Source organism: Streptomyces griseus (assembly GCF_900460065.1).
Taxonomy (GTDB): Bacteria; Actinomycetota; Actinomycetes; order Streptomycetales; family Streptomycetaceae; genus Streptomyces; species Streptomyces griseus.
Genome location: NZ_UAVD01000025.1, coordinates 348,014 through 369,389 on the forward strand (window position 1 = coordinate 348,014; position 21,376 = coordinate 369,389).

12 protein-coding genes are annotated in these 21,376 nt (G+C 74.4%); 5 read left to right on the forward strand and 7 right to left on the reverse strand.

What is annotated here, in order from left to right:
* Window positions 1–31 precede the first annotated feature (31 nt).
* The 3 genes from DTB53_RS13765 (at window position 32) to DTB53_RS13775 (ending at window position 4,677) form a co-directional block, all read left to right on the forward strand.
* Window positions 32–1,318, forward strand: coding sequence for a carbohydrate ABC transporter permease (locus DTB53_RS13765; RefSeq protein WP_012380687.1), 1,287 nt, complete (start codon window positions 32–34; stop codon window positions 1,316–1,318).
* Window positions 1,315–2,256 (forward strand): carbohydrate ABC transporter permease, encoded by a 942-nt coding sequence (locus DTB53_RS13770; RefSeq protein ID WP_012380686.1) that lies wholly within the window; start codon window positions 1,315–1,317, stop codon window positions 2,254–2,256. The genes DTB53_RS13765 and DTB53_RS13770 overlap by 4 nt, the downstream gene beginning before the upstream one ends.
* A gap of 189 nt (window positions 2,257–2,445) precedes the next feature.
* Window positions 2,446–4,677: a bifunctional glycosyltransferase/CDP-glycerol:glycerophosphate glycerophosphotransferase gene (locus DTB53_RS13775; protein ID WP_012380685.1), complete on the forward strand. Its 2,232-nt coding sequence runs from the start codon at window positions 2,446–2,448 to the stop codon at window positions 4,675–4,677.
* Between the two features lie 84 nt (window positions 4,678–4,761).
* On the opposite strand, the gene DTB53_RS13780 is transcribed toward DTB53_RS13775, so the two are convergent.
* From DTB53_RS13780 to DTB53_RS13805, 6 genes are all read right to left on the reverse strand, one after another.
* A complete protein-coding gene (locus DTB53_RS13780) occupies window positions 4,762–5,904 on the reverse strand; it encodes a glycosyltransferase (RefSeq protein ID WP_012380684.1) in 1,143 nt (380 codons plus the stop codon).
* A complete protein-coding gene (locus tag DTB53_RS13785; RefSeq protein ID WP_012380683.1) occupies window positions 5,901–8,774 on the reverse strand; it encodes a bifunctional glycosyltransferase/CDP-glycerol:glycerophosphate glycerophosphotransferase in 2,874 nt (957 codons plus the stop codon). Before DTB53_RS13785 ends, DTB53_RS13780 begins: the two co-directional genes overlap by 4 nt.
* Window positions 8,771–12,226: a bifunctional glycosyltransferase/CDP-glycerol:glycerophosphate glycerophosphotransferase gene (locus DTB53_RS13790; RefSeq protein WP_012380682.1), complete on the reverse strand. Its 3,456-nt coding sequence runs from the start codon at window positions 12,224–12,226 to the stop codon at window positions 8,771–8,773. Before DTB53_RS13790 ends, DTB53_RS13785 begins: the two co-directional genes overlap by 4 nt.
* Window positions 12,227–12,467: 241 nt before the next feature.
* Window positions 12,468–13,337, reverse strand: a complete 870-nt coding sequence (locus DTB53_RS13795) for a TylF/MycF/NovP-related O-methyltransferase (protein ID WP_012380681.1) — start codon at window positions 13,335–13,337, stop codon at window positions 12,468–12,470.
* A gap of 11 nt (window positions 13,338–13,348) precedes the next feature.
* Window positions 13,349–14,122: a methyltransferase domain-containing protein gene (locus DTB53_RS13800; RefSeq protein WP_003968772.1), complete on the reverse strand. Its 774-nt coding sequence runs from the start codon at window positions 14,120–14,122 to the stop codon at window positions 13,349–13,351.
* A 134-nt stretch (window positions 14,123–14,256) separates the two neighbouring features.
* The gene (locus DTB53_RS13805) at window positions 14,257–15,429 is read right to left on the reverse strand and encodes a CDP-glycerol glycerophosphotransferase family protein (RefSeq protein ID WP_012380680.1); all 1,173 of its coding nucleotides are present in this window, start codon (window positions 15,427–15,429) and stop codon (window positions 14,257–14,259) included.
* A gap of 101 nt (window positions 15,430–15,530) precedes the next feature.
* On the opposite strand from DTB53_RS13805, the gene DTB53_RS13810 reads away from it, so the two are divergent.
* Complete coding sequence (locus tag DTB53_RS13810; RefSeq protein WP_012380679.1) at window positions 15,531–19,202, forward strand: bifunctional glycosyltransferase/CDP-glycerol:glycerophosphate glycerophosphotransferase; 3,672 nt, start codon at window positions 15,531–15,533, stop codon at window positions 19,200–19,202.
* Between the two features lie 82 nt (window positions 19,203–19,284).
* Window positions 19,285–20,502, forward strand: coding sequence for a hypothetical protein (locus DTB53_RS13815; RefSeq protein WP_012380678.1), 1,218 nt, complete (start codon window positions 19,285–19,287; stop codon window positions 20,500–20,502).
* A gap of 101 nt (window positions 20,503–20,603) precedes the next feature.
* Here the strand turns inward: DTB53_RS13815 and DTB53_RS13820 are convergent, their stop codons facing one another.
* Window positions 20,604–21,224, reverse strand: coding sequence for a TetR/AcrR family transcriptional regulator (locus tag DTB53_RS13820; protein WP_012380677.1), 621 nt, complete (start codon window positions 21,222–21,224; stop codon window positions 20,604–20,606).
* Window positions 21,225–21,376: the final 152 nt, after the last annotated feature.

Genomic DNA, 21,376 nt, shown 5'->3' on the forward strand with positions numbered 1-21,376 from the left:
TCCCCCGGACCCGAAGCGGTCCCGCCGGAGCGTGACCGGCACCCGCAGGGTCATCGCGGCGGCGTTCCTGCTGCCCGCGCTGGTGCTGCTCGGCGCGCTGGTCGTCTATCCGATCGGGTACTCGGTCTACCGGTCGTTCTTCGACCAGGCCGGAACGGGCTTCGCCGGGATCGACAACTACAAGGCGCTGTTCACCGACGCCACCATCGTCACGGCGGTGAAGAACAACGCGATCTGGGTGGTCCTCGCGCCGACGGTCGCCACCGCGCTCGGGCTGATCTTCGCGGTGCTGACCGAACGGATCCGCTGGGGCACCGCGTTCAAGCTGATCGTCTTCATGCCGATGGCGATCTCGATGCTGGCGGCCGGCATCATCTTCCGGCTGGTGTACGACCAGGCCCCCGAGCGGGGTGTGGCCAACGCGGTGGCGGTGGGCGTGCACGACACGTTCAACCAGTCGTCCGTCTTCCCGAAGGCGCGCCCCCTGCCGGTGCACCCGCTGGAGAAGGGTGCGGGCGGAACGTTCGTGTCCAAGGAGCCGATCCGGGCGGGCCAGCCGCTGCGGGTGCCGCTGGTGGGCGTGGCTCCGGCGAGGATGCCGGACGACGCGAAGCCCGCCGAGGGCGCGCCGGCGGCCTCCGGGGAGGCGATCTCCGGCACGGCCTGGCTCGACTTCACCCGGGGCGGCGGCGGGAAGCCGAATGTCGTCGACCCGAAGGAGCTGGGCCTGAAGGGCCTGGAGGTCGAGGCGGTGAAGGACGGGAAGGTCGTCGCCACGGCCACGGCCGGAGCGGACGGCGTCTTCACCCTGCCGGCCTCGGCGGACGGCGCCCAACTACGGCTGCCCGCGGACAACTTCCGCGAGCCGTACAACGGCGTCGACTGGCTCGGCCCGTCCCTCGTGACGCCCGGGATCATCGGCAGTTACGTGTGGATGTGGGCCGGGTTCGCGATGGTGCTGATCGCGGCGGGCCTGGCCGGTCTGCCGCGTGAGCTGCTGGAGGCGGCCCGGGTGGACGGCGCCAACGAGTGGCAGGTGTTCCGCCGGATCACGGTGCCGATGCTCGCGCCGGTGCTGGCGGTGGTCCTGGTGACGCTGATGATCAACGTGCTGAAGGTCTTCGACCTGGTGTTCATCATCGCGCCGGGCTCCTCGCAGGACGACGCGAACGTGCTGGCGCTCCAGCTGTACAGATCGTCGTTCGGCACGGACGCGGACCTGGGGATCGGAAGCGCGATCGCGGTGCTCCTGCTGCTGCTGGTGATCCCGGTGATGCTGTTCAACATCCGGCGGATCCGGAAGGAGGGGCGCCGATGAGCAGCGCACCGGAAGTGAACACCGCGCGTATCGGCCGGCAGAAGGCGGTCTCCCGGCAGGCCGGAGCCCCCGAAGCGCCCAGGGCCCGGCAGTCCCTCGGCGCCCGGATCGCCGCCCGCGCCGGCGGTGGGGTGATGCGGGTCTTCCTGGTCCTGGTCGCCCTGTTCTGGCTGATGCCCACGATCGGCCTGCTGCTGTCCTCGCTGCGCGGGCCCCAGGACATCGCGGCGACCGGCTGGTGGAAGGTCTTCACCGCCCCGTCGGAGCTGACCTTCGACAACTACCAGCGGCTGCTGGACAATTCGACGATCACCGGCTCGCTCGTCAGCACGATCATGATCACCGTGCCCTCCACGGTGCTGGTGGTGGTGATCGGCTCGCTGGCCGGGTACGCCTTCGCCTGGATGGAGTTCCCCGGCCGCGACTGGTGGTTCCTGCTGGTCGTCGGTCTGCTGGTGGTGCCGGTTCAGGTCGCGCTGATCCCGGTCTCCGAACTGTTCGGCACCATCGGGATCTTCGAGACGACGCTGGGAGTGGTGCTGTTCCACACGGCGTTCGGCCTGCCGTTCGCGATCTTCCTGCTGCGGAACTTCTTCGCGGAGATCCCCCGTGAGCTCCTGGAGGCCGCCCGGCTCGACGGGGCGGGCGAGATCCGGCTGTTCACCCGGGTCGTGATGCCGCTGGGCGGTCCGGCGATCGCCTCGCTCGGGATCTTCCAGTTCCTGTGGGTGTGGAACGACATGCTGGTCGCGCTGATCTTCGCGGACTCGGAGTCGCCGCCGATCACCGTGGCGCTCCAGCAGCAGGTACGCCAGTTCGGCAACAACATCGACGTGCTGGCGCCCGGCGCGTTCGTGTCGATGGTGATCCCGCTGGCGGTGTTCTTCGCCTTCCAGCGGCAGTTCGTCTCCGGAGTGATGGCGGGCGCCGTCAAGTAGCGCCCGCCACAAGGCCGTACGTCCTCGAAGGCGCACGGCTGTACGTCAACCCGAAGCGGCCCGGTTCCCCGGAACCGGGCCGCTTCGCCGTCTCCGTCCCCCGATTGCCGCGTCCGGCGTAACCCTGTCATTCCATCCGACGTTTGCGGTCTGCCTGGTTCCCGCGAACGATCGACCCATGGATGTGTAGTGCCCCGGTTCTCCGTCATCGTGCCCGCATTCCGGGTCCAGGCGTATCTGCACGCGTGTCTGGATTCCGTGCTGGCCCAGTCCTTCAAGGACTACGAGATCGTCGTGGTCGACGACTGCTCCCCCGACGCCTGTGGGCCGATCGCCGACGAGTACGCCCGCCGGGACCCGCGCGTCACCGCCCTGCACCTCCCCCGCAACACCGGCCTGGGGCCGGCCCGCAACGCCGGGATGGGCCGGGCCGCCGGCGACTACCTGATCTTCCTCGACGGTGACGACACCCTGCTGCCGGACGCGCTCCAGATCATCGCCGACCGGATCGACGCGACCGGCGGACCCGACGTCCTGATGTACGACTACGCCCGCACGTACTGGACGGGCCGCAGTGTGCGCAACGTCCTGGCCGCCCATCTCGACGAGGCCGGGCCCGCCCTCTTCCGGCTCACCGACCGCCCCGAGCTGCTGCAGCTCCTCATGGTCGTCTGGAACAAGGCGTACCGTCGCGCGTTCATCGAGGCCGAGGGGTTCACCTTCCCGCCCGGCTACTACGAGGACACCCCCTGGACCTACCCGGTGCTGATGTCGGCCGGGTCGATCGCGGTGCTGGACGCCGTCTGCGTCTCCTACCGGCAGCGGCGGCGCGGCAACATCCTCTCCACCACCAGCGAGAAGCACTTCGACGTCTTCGACCAGTACGACCGGGTGTTCGCGTTCATCGACGCGCGCCCCGAACTCGCCCTGTGGCGGCCGGTGATGTTCCGCCGGATGCTCGACCACTTCTCGGCGCTGTTCGCCTCCCGGGACCGGCTGCCGGTCCACAGCCGCGCCGCGTTCTTCCGCCGGGCTGCCGCGTCCTGCCGCCGCTACCGCACCCCCGGCGCCCCGGTTCCCCGTCGCACGCTGCTGCGGCACGGCCTGCTGCGGCTCGGCGCGCGGCGCACCTATCAGGCGCTGTCGGAGGCCCGGCGGATGGGCGGCCGGCTGCGGCGGGGGGAGGCGGCCGTGCGCCGGGCACTGCGGGGCGCGGCTCTGCGCGCGCACTACCGGATCCAGTTGCGGCTGCCGCTGCGCTCCCGGGACGCGGTGTTCGCCGCCCGGGGCGGCGGCGGGTACACGGGCAGCCCGGCGGCGATCGAGGCGAAGGTGCGCGAGCTGGTCCCGGGGGTGCGGACGGCCTGGATCTGCCGGCCCCCGGACGCCCACACCGTGCCGACCGGGACCCGGCGCCTCGCTCCCGGCACCTTCGCCCACTGGACGGCGCTGGCCCGCTCCGCGTATCTGGTGCACGACTCCGCCTTCGACCGGGGGCTGGTCAAGCGCCGGGGCCAGGTCCTGCTCCAGACGCACGAGGGCACGCCGCTGCGGACCGTGGGCACCGATCTGCTGGACCGGCCCGCCGCCGCCCGGGGCACCGACTTCGAGCAGCTGCTGCGCTCGGTGGACACCTGGGACTTCTCCCTCTCGGCGAACCCGCACTCCACCCTCGTACGGGAGCGCGCCTATCCGTCCGCGTACACGACGCTCGAATACGGGTCCCCGCGGAACGACGTGTACCACCGCACCGGTCCCGCCGAGAGGGCGCGGCTGCGCGAGACGCTGGGGGTCCCGGAGGGCAGCACGGCCCTGCTGTACGCCCCGGCGCACCGCGACTACCGGCGTGTCCAGCGGCCCGCCCTGGACCTGGAGCGGCTGGTCCGGGTCCTGGGCCCGCAGTTCGTGGTCCTGGCCAGGGCGCCGCTCCCCGGGGGCCCCGGGGGACGCCACCGGGCGCCGCACCCCCGGATCATCGACGTCCACGGCCACCGGTCCGTGGAGACGCTGGCGCTCGCCTCGGACGCGCTGATCACGGACTACGCGTCACTGATGTTCGACTACGTCAACCTGGACCGGCCGGTGGTGCTGCACCTGGACGACGTCGAGGCGTACGAGGCGGCCCGGGGCACGTACTTCGACATCACGACGTTCCCGCCCGGCATCGTGGCGCGGGGCCAGGAGGAGTTGTTCGACATCTTCGCCACGGACCACTGGCGGGGCTCCCGCTCGGCGCAGCTGCGGGCCGCGTTCCGGGCCCGGTTCTGTCCGTACGACGACGGGTACGCCGCCGAGCGGGTGGTGCGGCGCGTCTTCCTCGGGGAGACCGGCGGGCTGCCGCTGCCGGTGCCGTCCGCCGCGCGCCGGACGCCCGCGGCCCTTCCGGTGCAGGACGGGGCCGGGGCGGGCGTCACGGGCTGATCCGGGCCCCGCTCGACCGTGCTCCGCGGGTGCGCGGGGCGCGCCCGGCCTTCCCGGAGCGCTCGCCCCGGGCCCGGGGCGTCCTCAGCGTTCCAGGAACGCGAACAGCTCCTCCCAGCGGCGCAGGGTCTCCGATGCGGAGAACCGCTGGACGCCGGACCGGGCCCGGGCGCCCATCGCGTCGCGCAGCCGGGGGTTGCCGGTGAGCCGCAGCAGCCGGTCGGCGAGGGCGGCGATGTCGCCGGGCGGGGCGAGCAGCCCGTCCTCGCCGTCGCGGACGATCTCCCGTACGCCGGGCGCGCAGTCGAAGGCGGCGCAGGGCACACCGCTCGCCATCGCCTCCAGCAGGGCCAGCGGGAAGCCCTCGCCCCGGGAGGACTGGACGAAGACGGAGGCCTCGGCGAGGGCCCGTTCCACGTCGTCGCTGCGGCCCATCCACTCCACGGAGCCGTCGAGGCCGAGCCCGGTGCACTGCTCCTTCAGCGCGGCCTCGTCCTCGCCGGCCCCGTGGACGCGCAGCCGCCAGTCGGGGCGCTGCGGGGCGACCAGGGCCCAGGTGTCCAGGAGCAGGTCGATGCCCTTCTGGTCGCTGAGCCGGCCGATGCTGGCGACGGTCCTCGCGGTGCGGGGCGAGGGCACCTCGGGGAGCCGGGCGAGAGCGTTGGGCAGGAAGCCGACGTTGTTCATGCCGTCCCCGGCCCACTGGTCGGCGTCCTCCTCGGTGAGGACGAGCCAGTGGTCGAGGTCCTTGTAGTGGTTCTTGATCCAGCGGTAGCGGTGGCTCGCGCGGGAGTAGCCGTAGGACTCGTGGCTCATCCCGATGACCCGCAGCCCGCTGGTGTCGGCCTCGCCGACCCATTCCATCGCCCAGACCTGGGTGACGATGACGACCGCGCCGGGCCGGGCGGTCGCGAAGATCTCCGAGAGCCGGGCGACCGCCCGCTTCTTGGCGGCGGCCCGGGCCGCCTCCTTGCGCCGGGTGGGGATCCGGAAGCGGTCGCGGATGCCGTGGGGCGTCCAGGGGGTCGGGGGGTGGGCGGGGTAGAGGGCGGTGACCGGGTGGGCCGGTTCCACGGGTAGCGCCATCTTGAGGTCGGAGGCGTGGATGCCGATGGTGTGGACGCGGTGGCCCTGGCCGGCGAGGAGGCGGGCGGTCTGGTGCATCCAGCCGGTGACGCCGCCGAGTTCGTCGGTGCTGTTGGACACGATGAAGACGTCGCGGCTCATCGGCCGGCCTCCAGGTCGTGGTCGATGATGTGGCGGGCGGCCCGGGAGGATCCGGGGGCGAAGACGGCGGCGACGGTCCTGCGGGCGGCGTCGCCCCGGTCGTAGGGCCCGAACCGCCGGTTGAACTCCCGGCGTCGATCGGCGTACCGGGTGTCGGTCCTCTTCAGCTCCGCGAGCGTCTCGAAGAGTTCCTCCTGCGTCGCGGTCACCGGCCCGGGGGCGTGGTCCCGCAGGTCGAAGTAGCTGCCGCGCTCGGCCGCGTACGCCTCCAGGTCGGGGGCGAACAGCACGACGGGGCGGTCGAGGAGGGCGAAGTCGAACATGATGGAGGAGTAGTCGGTGACCAGCACGTCGCTGAGGGCGAGGAGTTCTTGGACGTCGTGGTGGCGCGAGACGTCGACGACGGTCCCGGGCGGACAGATCGGCAGCCGGGCGGACTCCAGGTAGTGGGCCCGAACGAGCAGGGTGTGGGTGTCGCCGAACCGCTCCGCGAACTCCCGCACGTCCAGCAGGAGCCGGGTACGGCGCTGTTTGCCGGGGCCGCCCCGGAAGGTGGGGGCGTACAGCACGGTCTTCCGGTGGTCGTCCAGCCCGAGCGCGGCGGCGAGCGGCGGGCGCGGCAGCCGCCCCCGGGTCTCGGCCCTTTCGCGCTCCGCGACCAGGGCGTCGTTGCGCGGGTAGCCGGTGCGCAGGAGCCGTTCCTCGGGCAGCCGGTAGGCGCGGGCGAGGGTGTCCACGTCGTGCTCGGAGCGGACGAGGAAGTGGTCGAAGCGGTCCACGGCCTGCTGGAGGCGTTCGCGCTGGGGGGTGCTCTGGAGCCGTACGCGCCGCTCGTCGAAGCCCATCCGCTTGTACGCGGAGCCGTGCCAGGTCTGGAGGTACGTGGTGTGCCGGGGCTTGCGCAGCTGTTGCGGGAAGCCCTGGTTGTCGACCCAGTACTCGGCACGGGCCAGCGCCCACAGATAGCGCCAGGACCAGCGGCGTACGAGGCGGGCGTCGTCCGGGAAACCCGCCGGGGAGGGGTCGTAGGACCAGGTGGCCCGCAGTTTCAGGCCCTGGCGGCGGATCTCCTCGTACAGGGCGCGCGGGCTGTCGCCGTAGCAGGTGCCCATGTGGCTCTCGAAGACGACGGAACCCCGGCGCACGGGCAGGCGGGTGAGCCAGGTGTTGTAGGCGGGGACCTTGAACCCGCGGGAGGCGTAGCGGTCCAGGCGCCTGCGCAGCGACCGGACGAGGAGTTTCGCCTTGCGGGCGGGCCGGAAGCGGGTGGCGTAGTGGACCAGGCGGTGGGTGGTGCGGGCCGGGGCGCGGCGGGCGGTCAGCCGGAGCGCGAAGTGGTCCTTGAGCGTGATGTAGGGCTCCCAGGTGTCCCCGGCGAGCCGCCCCAGCCGGGGCCGCGCGGCGAAGCGGGGCGCTCCCGCCACCTGGTCCTGCGGGGCGAACAGGTCGCTGACGGACCTGGCCCCGTCCGCCTCCACGATCAACCGCGCGTCCCACGCCGTGTCTCGGACGCCGACGGGGCGCAGGCGGCGCGCGACGTCGGCCCGAGCGCGCCAGGTGATCCCGGTCCCGTCGTGCCGGACCGCCTCGGCCGGGAACGCGACGGCGCGCGCCCCGCCCCGGGCCCGGAACTCCAGGGTGGCGGTGAGGGGGGTGCCGGGGCCGGGGCCGCTGTGCCCGGGCAGCACGAGGCGGCCCTCCAGCAGCAGGCGGCCCCGGTCGGCGCCCGCACAGCGGGTGAGCCGGTTCATCAGCCGCATCTCGCCGAACCGGCGGTGCTGGTGGCCGAGTTCGGTGATGTCGGCGACGGGCCCGGCCGCATCGCCGCCCCAGCCGACCCGCCCGTCCGCGTCCGTCGTCAGCGGCGCGCAGACGGTGGCGGGCCTGCTCAGGGCGTACGCCGCGGCGAGGACCCCTTCGGCGTCGCCCCGGGCCAGCAGGCGCACGGCGACCCGTTCCAGCGGCGGCAGGCCGGGCAGGCCGTCGGGGAACGAACCGGTCAGCGCGCGGGCGGCGGTCGCGGCGGCCCGGTCGCGGCGGGCGGCCGGCAGGTGGGGGAAGGACCGGGCCAGCGGCACCAGTTGGTCGCGGGCGAACGCCTGCTCCCGCTCCTCGCGCAGTTCGGACAGCCCGCGGGCGAGGAGGGTGTTGGCGACCCGGCGGTGGGCCTCGACCAGGGCGGCGAGGTCGCGGGCCCGGTCGGGGGCGGCCCGGCCGGTCACGATCAGCCGGCGGACCAGGGCGATCCGGCCGACCGCCGCGGCGGCGAGCGGGCCGAAGAGGATCTCGCCGTGCGTCAGGTCCTCCTCGTAGCGCAGACCGTGCCGCCTGGCGGCCTCGCGGCGCAGACAGAATCCGGTCACCAGGGCGTCCCTGACGACGAGTTCGGGGGCGTCGGTGAAGCGGGCGAGGGTGCGGGAGCGGGCGTACAGCTCCCCCTGCCAGGACGGCTCCCGCTCCTTGCCGCCGTCGTCGGCGATCCGGCTCCAGCGGCCGGCGATGAGGTCGGCGCGGCTGGTCTCGCCCGCCTGCCAGAGGTTGCGGCAGGCGTGGAGCTGGAGGCGTTCGCCGGTGGCGAGGACCAGGACGTACCGGCCGGCCGCCGCGTCCAGGCCCGCGTTGCGCAGGGCTCCGGTCGTGCGGACGGCCGGGTCGGCGTGGAGGAGGTGGACCCGCCCGGGGGCCCGGTCGGCGAGAGCCCGGGCGGCGGTCCGGACGGCCGGGCCGGCGGTGGAGGCGAGGACCACCACGGCCTCGGCCCCGCGCAGCGACTGGCCGAGCACCGACTCCACGGAGGCGCGCAGGGCGTCGGCGCCGCCGGGGCCCTCGCCGTCCCCGCCCCCGGTAATGACACAGCTGAAGTCGCTCATGCGCGCTCCCCCTTGAGCATCCGGTCGACGACCCCGGCGGCGGCGGTCCCGTCGTCGAGGTCGCAGAACGCCTCGCGGAAGCGTTCGTACGCCTCCCGGTGCCCGGCGGTGGCGGCTTCCGGGTCGCGCAGGGCGGCCACGACCCCGGCGGAGTCGGGGATCAGGGGGCCGGGGGCGCGCTGCTCGAAGTCGAAGCAGAAGCCGCGCAGGGTGTCGCGGTAGTGGGCCAGGTCGTGGGTGTGGAAGACCATCGGGCGGCCGGTCTGCGCGAAGTCGAACATGACCGAGGAGTAGTCGGTGACCAGGACGTCGCTGATCAACAGCAGTTCGGCGATGTCCGGGTGGCGGGAGACGTCCCGGACGAAGGGGGTGTCGGGGACGCTGCCGCCGACGAGGTAGTGGCGGCGGACCAGCAGGACGTGGTCGTCGCCGAGGCTCGCCCGGGCCTGCTCCAGGTCGAGTCGGAGGTCGAACCCGTGGCGCCCGCCCCTCCGCGGGCGGTCCTCGCGCCAGGTGGGGGCGTACAGGATCACGCGCCGGCCCTCGGGGAGCGCGAGCCGTTCGCGGACGGTGGCGGCGACGGTGTCCCGGTCGGGGGCGTACAGCAGGTCGTTGCGCGGGTAGCCGCACTCCAGGACCTCGCCCGCGTAGCCGAAGGCGCGGCGCATCACGGGGGTGGAGAAGGTGTTCGGGGAGACGAGCACGCTCCACTGGGCGGACCGGCGTTCCATGGACGCCATGTACGCGGCGTCGGCGTGCGGGGCGCCCGCGAGGTCGCGGCCGATGCGCTTGAGCGGGGTGCCGTGCCAGGTCTGGACGACGGTCTGGCCCTCGGCCCGCTCGAACCACTCGGGCAGGTGGGTGTTGGTGACGATCCAGCGGCTGCGGGCGAGCGCCTCGTACCAGTCGGCGCTGTGCAGGGCGACGGGACGGACGCCCTCGGGCACGGCCGCCTGCTGATCGCGCACCACCCACAGGTGCTCGACGTCCTGGCCCCTGGCGACGAGTTCGCGGTGGACGGCGCGGGGCGAGTCGGAGTACTGGCGGCCGTCGAAGCTGGAGTAGAGGACGGCCGGGCGCGGCTCGCCGGCCGGGGCGGCGCGCAGTCCGGCGTACCGCTCGCGCTGGACGCGCTGCCCGTACGCGCCCCGCTCGCCGGCGGGGAGGGCCGAGGACGACTCCAGGACGAGCCGGTCGTGGTGGCGCCGCTGGAGGGTGAAGTCCCGCCCGTTGACGGCCTGTTCGGCGGGAAGGTCGGGGTGCAGGGAAGTGCGGGCGCGGAGCGGTCGGTACGCCTGCGGGTCCCGCTCCCCCGGCTCGCGCAGGAAGAGGTACCACCGCCCCTCGGCGAGCGGCAGCGCCCCGCCGGGCCCCTCGACGGCCGCGGGCGTGAGCACGGCCCGGAAGCCGTCGCCGTCCCCCCGCTCCAGACCGAGGACCGCCTCCTCCCGGTGGCCGCCGTGCCGCAGGACGAGCTCGTGGGAGTCCGCCGCGGGCGCGGGGAAGACCCCTTCGAGGATCAGCTCGCCCGGCTCTCCCCAGGTGAAGGCGGTGACGACGGGCTGGACGGCCCGGTCGGTGAGCACCAGGTCGCCCGAGGGGTTGGGGGCCGCGTACAGCTCACGGCCGCCGGGCAGTGCGTAGCGTCCGTCCTGGGCCCCGGGCCCGGCCGCCACGGTCAGCGGCGCTCCTTCTCCGACGAGTTGGACGCCCCAGATGTCGTCCTCCCCCCGGAAGGCGCTGAGCGGGATGTCGGCCGCCCGGGAGCCGAGCGACCCGCGCAGGGCGAACTCCCGGGTCTCCTTGGTGCGCCACTCGGTGAGGCGGAGGGCGACCGGCCCGGCGTCGCCGAGGATCCTCACCTCCAGGCGCACGGCGTCCTCGACCGCCGACTGCCCGGTCAGGACGGCCGCGACCCGTTCGGCGCGCAGCTCCAGCTTGTTGCCGGACAGGACGGGGACGACACGGGTCCGCTCGTCGGTGTAGGTCACGGCGGGCGGGGCCGGGGTGCCGACGAGCCGCATCGGGCCCCGGCGCGGCCGGCCCGCGCCGACGACGACGGCCTCCAGCTTCCACGTCGTACGCCCGCCGCTCGCCTTCGCGGCGAGCCGGCGCGGGTCGACGACGGCCGTGAACCCGGCGCGGTCGTAGCGGTGCAGGGAGCGGCCGGAGCGGGCGGTGGCCTCGTCGCCCGGTACCGGGCGGGTCCGCAGGGGGATCAGCCGCTTCCCGGAGCGGAGCCAGCCGAGCCGGACCGGACCGCCCGGGGCGTTGCGCACGTAGGCGTGGCCGGTCAGGTGCAGCAGCCCGTCCCGCCAGACGGCCTCGGTGAGATGGGCGTGGACGGGCAGGTCGGCGGAGGTCAGCGCGGTCGTGGCGGGCGGCAGGGGGTCGCGGACGGCGGGGTGGTGGGCGCGGGGGCGGAGCAGTCCGGTGACGTGGAAGGTGTCCCGGTCCTTCTTCTCATCGGCGAGGAGGGCGAGGAGTTCGGGCAGCCTGCGTTCGCGGATGAGCTGCCACTTGACCCGCAGGTGCAGCGGCAGTGAGGTCAGGACGTCGGGGTCGACGGTGGCGGCGAACCCGCCCGCGTGCTCCAGGAAGGCTTCGTGGAACTCCGCGTCGCCGTCCCCGAGCGCCTCGATGAACAGCCACAGGTCGCCGGAGAGCGCGTGGGCGTCGTAGCGGCGCTTGGCCTCGGCGGCGGGCCCGGTCGTCTCCGCCCGGTCGGCGAGGAAGCGGCTGACGGTGGTGACGGCGGTGACCCGGTCGCGGATGCCCCGGGGCACGGCCCGCCGGGTGGTGATCGAGCCGTCGCGGTCGCGCCAGTGGTAGACGGGCTCCTCGATCACGTCGACGGAGCGGGCCAGGAAGTGGGCGGGCAGGACGACGGCGATGTCCTCGTACAGCACCCCGGTGGGGAAGGCGAAGGCGTGCTCGTCCCAGAACGTCCGCCGGAAGACCTTGTTGCAGGCGATGCGGTCGCCCAGCAGGATCCAGTCCCGGGTGACATGGGTGGCCGGCCGGGCCTTCTCCATCGGCCTGCGGAACATCGGGGACTGCTCCAGCTCCCCGTCGCTCCGCAGCCGGAGCACGTTCCCGGTGGCGAAGTCCGAGCCCGAGGCGTCGAGTTCGGCGAGCATCCGGGCGTACGCACCGGGCGGCACGACGTCGTCGCTGTCGACGAACGTCAGGAACTCCGCGCCGGGGTGGGCCTCGCGGATCCCGGCGTTGCGGGCCGCGCCGAGCCCGGCGTTCTCCTGCCGGATCAGCCGGAAGCGGGGGTCGCGGTCCGCGAACTCCTGTGCCAGCGAGGGTCCGTCGTCCGTGGAGCCGTCGTCGACGAGGACGACCTCCAGGTCCGGCATGGTCTGCTCGGCGAGCGAGGTCAGGCAGGCACCGAGGTACTCCTCGACGTTGTAGAGGGGGACGACGACGGTGAGACGGAGTGCCATCGCGGCGCACGATCCTTCCGGGCGGTCGACGTCAGGGGCGCTGAACGTCTGGGGAGTTGGGCTGCTGGGCCCGTCGGGGGCCACGGGGTACAACCCGCGCCGGTGGGACGGGTCACCCGAGGGGGCCCGTTCGAGTGACGCGACGGGTGGAGTCACTCGTCCGGGGAGGTCGGTAGCGCGTTCGAGCCCCGTACCGGATGGGCACGGGGCTCGGTGCTCGGCGCTGCCGCGAGGGCTCGCGTCAGGGCTTCACGGCGATCCGGCCCTCGTCCATCCGCAGCAGCAGGAGCCGCTCGCCGGTCTTGTCGAGGAATTCGTCGACCGCCTGCCGCGATCCCTGCCAGTAGCCGTAGTCGTCGATGAGGAGGACTCCGCCGGGGACCAACCGGTCGTAGAGGTGCTCCAGTTCGTGCTTGGTGGAGGCGTACCAGTCGGTGTCCAGGCGCAGGATGGAGATCTGCTCGGGGGCCTGCTCGGGGACGGTGTCCTCGACCCGTCCCCGCACGTAGTGGACGCGCTCCTTCGGGTACGGCACGCCGTCGAAGCCCGCCCGGACGTCCTCCAGCGAGGCGACCGCCCAGATCGGCCGGTCCTTGCCCTGGGCGTCCAGCAGTTCCTGGGCGGGCCGCCCGTCGCGCCGCAGGTCCTCGGCGGTGGGCGGGGTCATGCCCTCGTAGGTGTCGAAGAGGTACAGGTCGCGCTCGGTCTCGCCGACCGAGAGCAGGGTCCGGGCGCAGGCCTGCATGGAACCGCCGCGCCAGACACCGCATTCGACGATGTCACCGGGGATGTCGTGCCGGACGATGTGGCGGGTGGCGAGGATGAAGGCGTTGAGCCGCTCCGGCGAGGTCATCGAGTACGGCTTGACCGCGCGGATGATGTCCTTCGCCTCGTCGTCGTAGTCCGCCGGGAACCCGGGCGCGGGCTTCTTCGCCTGGGGCTTCGGAGCCGCCGCGGAGGCGGGTGCGGCGGCCGGATCCGGTGCGGGGGCGGTCCGGGCGGCGGGCACCGTGACGCGCCTGAGCTGGTATCCGGTGAGCTGCTGAAGGACGCCGTTGACGGCGTTGCGCCAAGCCATGCCCCGGGACAGTACGCGCGGTTTGCGCCGCATGTCATCTTTCGTCAACCTGCCATTGATCGGGGCGGGTCCTGTTCGAGCGAGGGCTCCCGCGCGGGCACGGCCGCCGGGCGTCCGCACGCCTCACGGCCGTCCAGCGGCCGGGGCAGCGGTACGCCGTCCACGCCGCCCACCCGGTTCGCCCACCACACCGCCAGCTCCCGTACGGCGAACATGGTCAGGCGCGGGTAGCGGGCCGGCTTGCGGAAGACGCCGACGGAGTCGCCCCAGTAGGCGGCAGTCCTGTCGATGGCCCGGTAGTCGTGCCAGATGCCCTTGCGCGGCGGGAAGTCGGTGTAGGCCTCGCGCAGTTCGAGGCGGGAGTGGGCGGCGAGCGCGCGGAACCCGTCGGGGTAGTAGCGCCAGCAGTCCTGCGCGTCGTGGACGTGGCCGCGCGAGGGGGCGGTGATGAACGCGTGTCCGCCCGGCTTCAGGATCCGGGCGATCTCCAGCATCGACGCCCAGAAGAACGGGATGTGCTCGAACGCCTGCCCCGAGAGCACGACATCGGCGCTGTTGGAGCGGGCGGGGATGCGGTACGGCTTCTTCATCACCGCGTCGACGTTGGGGCCGTCCTGGACGTCGACCCCGAAGTAGTCGACGGGGTGGCCGGCGAGGAGCGCCCGGTGGGTACGGGTCTGCTTGCCGGAGACGCGGGAGCCGAGGTCGACGACGCGGTAGACGCCGCTCCCGCCGGATCCGTCGCGGGACGCGGGCCCTTCGACGGGCAGGTACTCCTTGACGCAGAGTTCCATCTGCTCGTAGGCGGACCGGTGCATGGACGTCTCCCAACATGGCGGGGTGAGCGAGCTGTTGGGCACAACGACCGCGTGGCGCGGAGGAGTCGGCCCGGACGGGCCGCCTTGCGCCGTTCGGGTGGCGGGGCCCCGGACCGCGCGGGGCGGGGCCGGGGTCACAGGGCCGGGGAGAAGAACCGCCGCACGACGCGTTCCGCCGCGCGCCCGTCGTCGTACGGGCAGAACCGCTCCCGGAACGCGGCGCGCAGCGCGGTCGCCTCCGGTGACCGCCACTCCCCCGTCCGGAACACGTCGGCCAGCTCGGCCGGGGTGGTGGTGACCGGGCCGGGGGTGTCGCCGGGCCGTCCGGAGAGCAGGTCGAAGTACGTCCCGCGGGTGGCCCGGTAGGCGGCCCAGTCGGGGGCGTGGACGACGATCGGGCGGTCCAGGCAGGCGTAGTCGAAGATCAGGGAGGAGTAGTCGGCGATCAACGCGTCGGCGGCCAGGCACAGTTCCTCGACCCGGGGGTGCCCGGTGACGTCGACGACCCGCCCCGCGCCCGTATCACCGACTCTGGCGGACCGCCCGTAGAAGTAGTGCGCGCGGACCAGCACCACGTACCGGTCCCCCAGTTCGCGCGCCAGTCGCTCCACGTCGAGATCGGGTACGAAGCGGTCGCGGTAGTCGCGGTGGGTCGGGGCGTAGAGCAGGGCGGTCCGGCCGTCGGCGATGCCCAGTTCGGCGCGGATCCTCGCGATGTCCCCGGCGGTGGCGGTGGCGTGGACGTCGTTGCGGGGGTAGCCGACGTCGAGCCGTTCGTATCCGCCCGGATAGACGCGGTCCCAGACCTCGGTGCTGTGCGGGTTGGCGGAGAGGCTGAAGTCCCACTGGCCGACATGGGCGAGGAGCTTGCCGAAGTCGGTCTTCCCGGCGAGGGCGGGGTAGGCGCGCTGGTCCAGCCCCATGGTCTTGAGCGGGGTCCCGTGGTGGGTCTGGAGATAGCGCTGCCCCGGCCGTTTGGTGAAGCCGCCCGGGAAGCTGGAGTTGTTGACCAGGTAGGTGGCGGTGGCCATGGCCCGCCAGTAGGGGCGCGAGCCCTCGATGACGTACGGCACGCCCGGCTCCATCCGGTCGCGGTGCCGGGAGGAGACCACCCACACGCCCCTGACGTGCGGGACCAGTTCGCGCGCCTTGGCGTGGATCGCGGCGGGGTTGCAGGCGACGCCCCGGTTCCAGTACGCCCCGTAGACGGCGAGGTCCGGGTCGAGCGGGCGGTGCAGGTCGGTGCGGTAGGCGGCCCGCATGGCCTGGCGACGCACGAACCGCTTCACGGTAGCTCGGGTGGGCATGGCAGCCGAGCGTAATCGCGGGCCGGGACGCCCGAGGGGCCGCGTTCACCCGTTCGGGTAAGCGCCGGTGACCCCGGGACCCGCCCCCTGTTGACCAGGACATGAAGCCACCCCTGCCGCCGCTCCTCAGCGTCGTCGTCCCCGTCCACAACGTCGAGGCCTACGTGGCGGACTGCCTGCGGTCGGTGGCGGACCAGACCCTCGAAGCGATCGAGGTCGTCGTCGTCGACGACGGGTCGACGGACGGCAGCGCCCGGATCGCGGCGGAGTTCGCCGCCCGGGACAGCCGCTTCCGGCTGGTGCGGCAGCGCAACGCCGGTCTGAGTGCCGCCCGCAACGCCGGTGTCCGGCACACCACCCCCACCGTCCCCTACCTGGCGTTCGCCGACAGCGACGACATCGTCGTGCACGACGCGTACGAGCGGATGACGGCCTCGCTGGAGTCGACCGGCTCCGATCTGGTGACGGGCAATGTGTGGCGGCTGACGGAGCGGGGACGGCAGCAGGCGTGGCAGTACCGCTGGCTGACGGCCTCCCGGCCCCGCACCCACATCACCCGGGACCCGCGCCTGCTGGCGGACCGGGTGGCGTGGAACAAGGTGTTCCGCCGCTCCTTCTGGGACGGACACGCCTTCTCCTTCCCGGAGGGGAAGCTGTACGAGGACACCCCGGTGATGATCCCGGCGCACCATCTCGCCCGGTCCGTCGACGTCCTGCACGAGCACGTCTACTACTGGCGGGTGCGGGAGGGCTCGATCACCCGACGGCGTACGGACGTCACGGGCGTACGGGACCGGATCGCCGCGTGCGAGCAGGTCAGCGCGTTCCTGGGCGGCCGGGACGCGGACCAGCGGCGGGCGTACGACACGTCCTGCCTGCGCGACGACTTCGGGTACTTCCTCGACGGCCTGCCGATGGGCGGCGAGGCGTACCGGTCGGCGTTCCTGGAGGGCGCGGGGGCCTTCGTCGACCGGGCGGGACCCAGCGCACTGGAGGGGTTGCCGGTGGAGCTGCGCGTCAAGTGGCAGCTGGTGCGGGAGCGGCGCCCGGAGGAACTGCTGGCGGTCCTCGCCTTCGAACGGGCGAACGGGGCGGGCACGTTCGCGATCGAGGGACCTCCGGGGCGGCGGCGGGCGGTCTACCCCGGGGTGCGCGGCGCGAGCGCCCGGCTCACGCGCACGGACGTCCCCGCCGTGGCGCGGTTGCTGGAGGCGCGCTGGGGCGCGGACGGGAAGCTGCGGCTGCGCGGGTACGCGTATCTGCGCAACCTCCCGGCGGCATCGGCCCGGCAGCGGCTGACGGTGGGAATGGTCCGGGCGGAGCGGGGCCGGCGGGTGCGACCGGTACCGGTGCGTTCCGTGTCCGCGCCCGAGGCGACGGTGCACTCCGGTCAGGAGCTGCACGGCTACGACCACGCGGGCTTCGAGATGGTGCTCGACCCGGGCCGGCTGCCCGCGACGGCCGACGGCGGCGGCTGGCTGGTCGGCCTGGTCCTCGCCGCGCCCGGGACGGTGCGCCGGGTGGCGGTGCGCGCCCCGGACGCGGGCGCGGAGCAGCCGCTCGTCCACGACCTGGGCGACGGGCGGCGGGCGGTGCTCGACTACCGGGGCGGCCGGCTCCGGCTGACCGTGTCGCGCCCGCGGGCACGGGCCGAGGGACACCGGACCGCCGGAACGGAGGGGGCCCCGCTGGAACTCACGGGCCGGTACTTCGGCGGGAGCGGGAGCAGGCCGACGGCGCTGGTGCTGACGCGCGAGGGGGCACAGGAGGACGAGGGGGCCGAGGAGCACACCTGCCCGTTGGAGTACGGGGAGATGGGCGGGGGTGGGGGGCCGGGCGGTCCCGGAGGACCGGGCGAGGGCGGAGGACCGGGCGGGACCGGAGGGCCGGGCGGTCCCGGGGGGCCGGGCGGTCCCGGGGGGCGCGGCTTCACGGTGCGGGTGCCGCTCGCCGACCTCGCCGGCGCACCGCCCGCCCCGCACCGGGCCCCGCGCGAGGTCGAGGCGCCGGGCGGGGCGCGCTGGCAGGTCCGGCTGCTCCTCCCCGACGGCGCCCGCGTCCCGCTGCCCGCCGCGCCGGACCTGCCGCCGCCCGCGTGCGCGAACCCGGCGGGCGACCTGGTGCTGGACCTGGCGGGGCCTCCGTACGCGGACCGGGTGGAGTACACGCCGGAGGGGTCCCTCCACGTCTCGGGGACGTGCGGTCGGCCCGCTCCCGGGGCGGCGAGCGCACCCGGAGCGGGCCGACTCGTCCTCCACCACGAGACGCTGCACGAGACGGTCCCGGTCGCGGGGACCTTCGCGGAGCCCGCCACCGGAGACACCGCGAGGGCGGACACGGGCACGGGCAGCGGCTCGGGCGCCGACAGCGGCACCGGTAGCAGCGGCACAGCGCCCCTCCCGGGCCGCTTCTCCGCGCTGATCAGCCTGCCGCTCCCGGAAGGCCGCTGGGAGGTCCGCCTGGACGGCCGGCCCGTACGCGTCCTCGGCTCCGCCGCCGCGCGGCTCCCCGGTGGCGGAGCCGAGAGCGCCCCGCGTCCGGAGCGGCGGCACGGCGACCGGCTGTCCGTCGTCGCGGGGCCGGACGGGCAGACGGACGCCGCCGGGCGGAGCGCGTACGGCAGGCGCCTCCTGCGCGCCGCGCACTACGGCGACGGGCGCACCACCCTCCCGCTCCACGACACCGTCCTGTACGCGGGCGGCGACTCCCCGCGCGCCGTCCACGCCGAACTCGTGCGCCGGGGCACGGCGACCGAGCACCTGTGGGTCACCGGTACCACCCCCGGCCGCACCACCCACGTCCCGCCCGGCGCGCATGCCGTCCCCGTGCACAGCGCCGCCTGGTACGAGGCGCTGTCCCGCGCCCGCCGGATCGTCACGGACGAGCAGTTGCCCGAGTGGTTCGAGCGGCGGCCGGGGCAGAGCGTCGTCCAGACCTGGCACGGCACCCCGCTCGGCCGGTTCGGCGGCTGCCTGGCGGACACCCTCTACGCCGACCACCAGTACCTCGCCACCCTGCCGCGGCGGTCGGCCCAGTGGTCGGTGCTGGTCTCCCCGAGCCGCTTCGCCACCCCGTGGCTGCGCCGGTCGCTGGGGTACGAGGGCGAGGTGCTGGAGGCCGGGTCGCCCGCCAACGACGTGCTGTTCCCGCCGGACCGGGAGAAGACCGCCGAGGAGGTCCGGCGCGGCCTGGGCATCCCGGAGGACCACCGCGTCGTGCTGTACGCCCCGACGTACCGCGACCACCTGGCCCACCCGCCGGCGGCGTCCGGCGACCGTGCGGCCCCGGGCCCGTACCGCTGGGATCCGGCGCTCGACCCGGGCGCCCTGGCCCGGGCGCTCGGCCCCGGGCACACGGTGCTGGTGCGCCGCCACCCCCGGGTCACCGGAGGCGTTCCGGCCGGGCCGGGCGTGCTCGATGTCTCGCACCACGCGGGGGCCGCGCGGCTGCTCCTGATCGCCGACGTCCTGGTGACGGACTACGCGGGGCTGACGTTCGACTTCGCGCTGACGGGCCGCCCGATGCTGTTCCACACGTACGACCTGGAGCACTACCGCGACACCGTGCGCGGCTTCTGCCTGGACTTCGAGACCCGGGCGCCGGGGCCGCTGCTGGTCACGACGGACGAGGTGGCCCAGGCGCTGCGCGACACCGGGGCGCTGGCCGCCCGGCACGCCGACGCCTACGAGAGCTTCCGCCGCGACTACTGCGATCTGGACGACGGCGGCGCGGCGGCCCGGGTCGCGGACCGGCTGCTGGCGGACGCCCCCTGAGGCCGTCGGAAATCCGGGGCCCGGAATCCCTCGGACGGGTGGCGGCGGGGAGAGCGGGCCCGCCGCACGGAACCCATGAGGTGTGCCCCTCTTCTCCGCTGCCTCCGCCCCGCCCTCCGACCTCCCGCCGGCCACGACCGGTGGCGACGGCCCCGACGGGACGACCCGGCCGCCCCTGTGGCTGCCGTCGCCCTACCTCGTGCTGGGCGGACTGGTGTGGGCGGTGCTGTCCGCGGTGGCCTGGCGGGCTCCGCTGTGCTGCGAGGCCGGGCTCCAGGCGGCGGTCGTCGAACGGCTGCGGGTGAATCTGCTGCACCCGGCGTTCCCGATGACCGACCTGCCCGCCGTGGCGAGCGCGCACTACTCCCCGTACGCGCTGCTCCAGGGCCTGACCGCGCGCGCCACCGGGCTCTCGGGCCCGTCCGTCGTCGCGGTGGCCGCGTCGGTGAACCTGCTGCTTTTGCTCACCGGGATCGGCCGGCTGACCCGGCTGCTGACCCCGAACCGCTGGGTCCCCGTTCTCGTGCTGGTGCCCCTGGCCCTGATCCACTGGGCGGACCCGGCCCGCTGGAGCGCGCCGAGCACGTTCGCGGTGGCGGTCACGTTCCACCTGTGGGCGTGGACCGGGCACGCGGCAGCCCGGGCCGCCGACCCCGGTGACCCGAGGCCCGGCCGGACGCCCCGGTGGGCCGAGGCGGTCGGGATCGGCGTCCTGCTCGGGCTCGTCCTGCTGGTCCACCCGCCGACCGCCGTCGGCGCGGCGATCGGGTGCCTCGCCCTGATCGCGGTCCGGACCCGGACCCGGATCCGGCCGACCCTGTGGCGGTGGGCGTTCGGCGTCGTGTGCGCGGTGACCGTGGCGGCGCTGTGGCCGTACTACAACGGGCTGACCGCCCCGCGCACCCCGCCCGAGGGCCGGACCACGGGCCCGCCCGCGACCGAGGGGGTGCGCGCGGCCGGGGAGCCGTACGCCTGGGCGACCGCGTACGTGCCGCCGGGCGAGGTGGTCCTGACGGACAGCCGCCCCGCGATGTACGCGCTGGCCGGCCACGGGGCGTACGTGCTGGCCGACGCGCTGCCGGACGCGGGGCTCGCGCGCACGGAGCGGCGGGAGAGGAGCCGGGCGGTGGCCGCCTACCTGGACACCGCGACCCCGCAGGCCCGGCGGGACGGGATCACCGCCCGCTACGGGGTGCGGTGGCTGCTGCTGACCCGCTTCCAGCGGCTGCCCGAGAACGCGACGGTGCTGGCGTTCAGCCCGGCCACGGGCGAGGTGCTGGCGCGGGTGTCGACGGACTGAACGCCGCGGACGCGCCGTCGCGTCCGGACGGGCCGAGGCTTCGGATACGCCGGAGGGTTCGGGCGGGCCGGTGGGCTCCGGCAGCCCGGAGCCGGACGGTGTCAGACGTGCTTGAGGGCGGCGACCGCCGAGGCTGCCAGATCGTCCAGGTACCCCTTCGGCAGTTCGCCGCGGACCACGACGAGCCGCCAGTACAACGGCCCGACGATCAGATCGAGCGCCCGGTCGGGATCGCTGCCCTCGGGCAGCTCGCCCCGGGCGACGGCCTCGCGCACGACCACGGCGGCGACGCCCTGCTGCTGGTCCAGGAGCGCGGCCTTGATCGCTTCGGAGATCTCCGGATTGCGGGCCGCCTCGACCAGCAGATCCGGGATGACCTGCGAGGCGACCGGGTGGCGCAGGGCGTACGCGGCCAGTTCCAGGACGGCCCGCACGTCCCCGTGGAGCGAGCCGGTGGCCGGGGCGGGCATGCCCTGGGCGGCGACGGCCGCGACCAGGTCGAGGACGAGCGCCAGCTTGGACTTCCAGCGCCGGTAGACGGCGGTCTTGCCGACGCCCGCGCGCCGGGCGATGCCCTCGATGGACATCCGGGCGAACCCCACCGCGGCGAGCTCCTCGAAGACCGCGGCACGGATGGCGTCGGTCACGTCCTCACGCAGGACGGCGGCGCCCGCGGGTGCGCGGCGGCGGGTTCCCCGTTCGGTGGTCATGGCCCGCAGCATAGTCGGCCGCGACGAAACGGTTGCGTTGCGACGTGGAAGCGTCCTACTCTCGGCGTTACGACGATACGGTCCCGTCCCCACGAGGGCGTCCCCACGGGACCGTATCGTTCCGTCGCCGTGCAACCCACCGCCCCACCGCCAGGGCGTTCCGG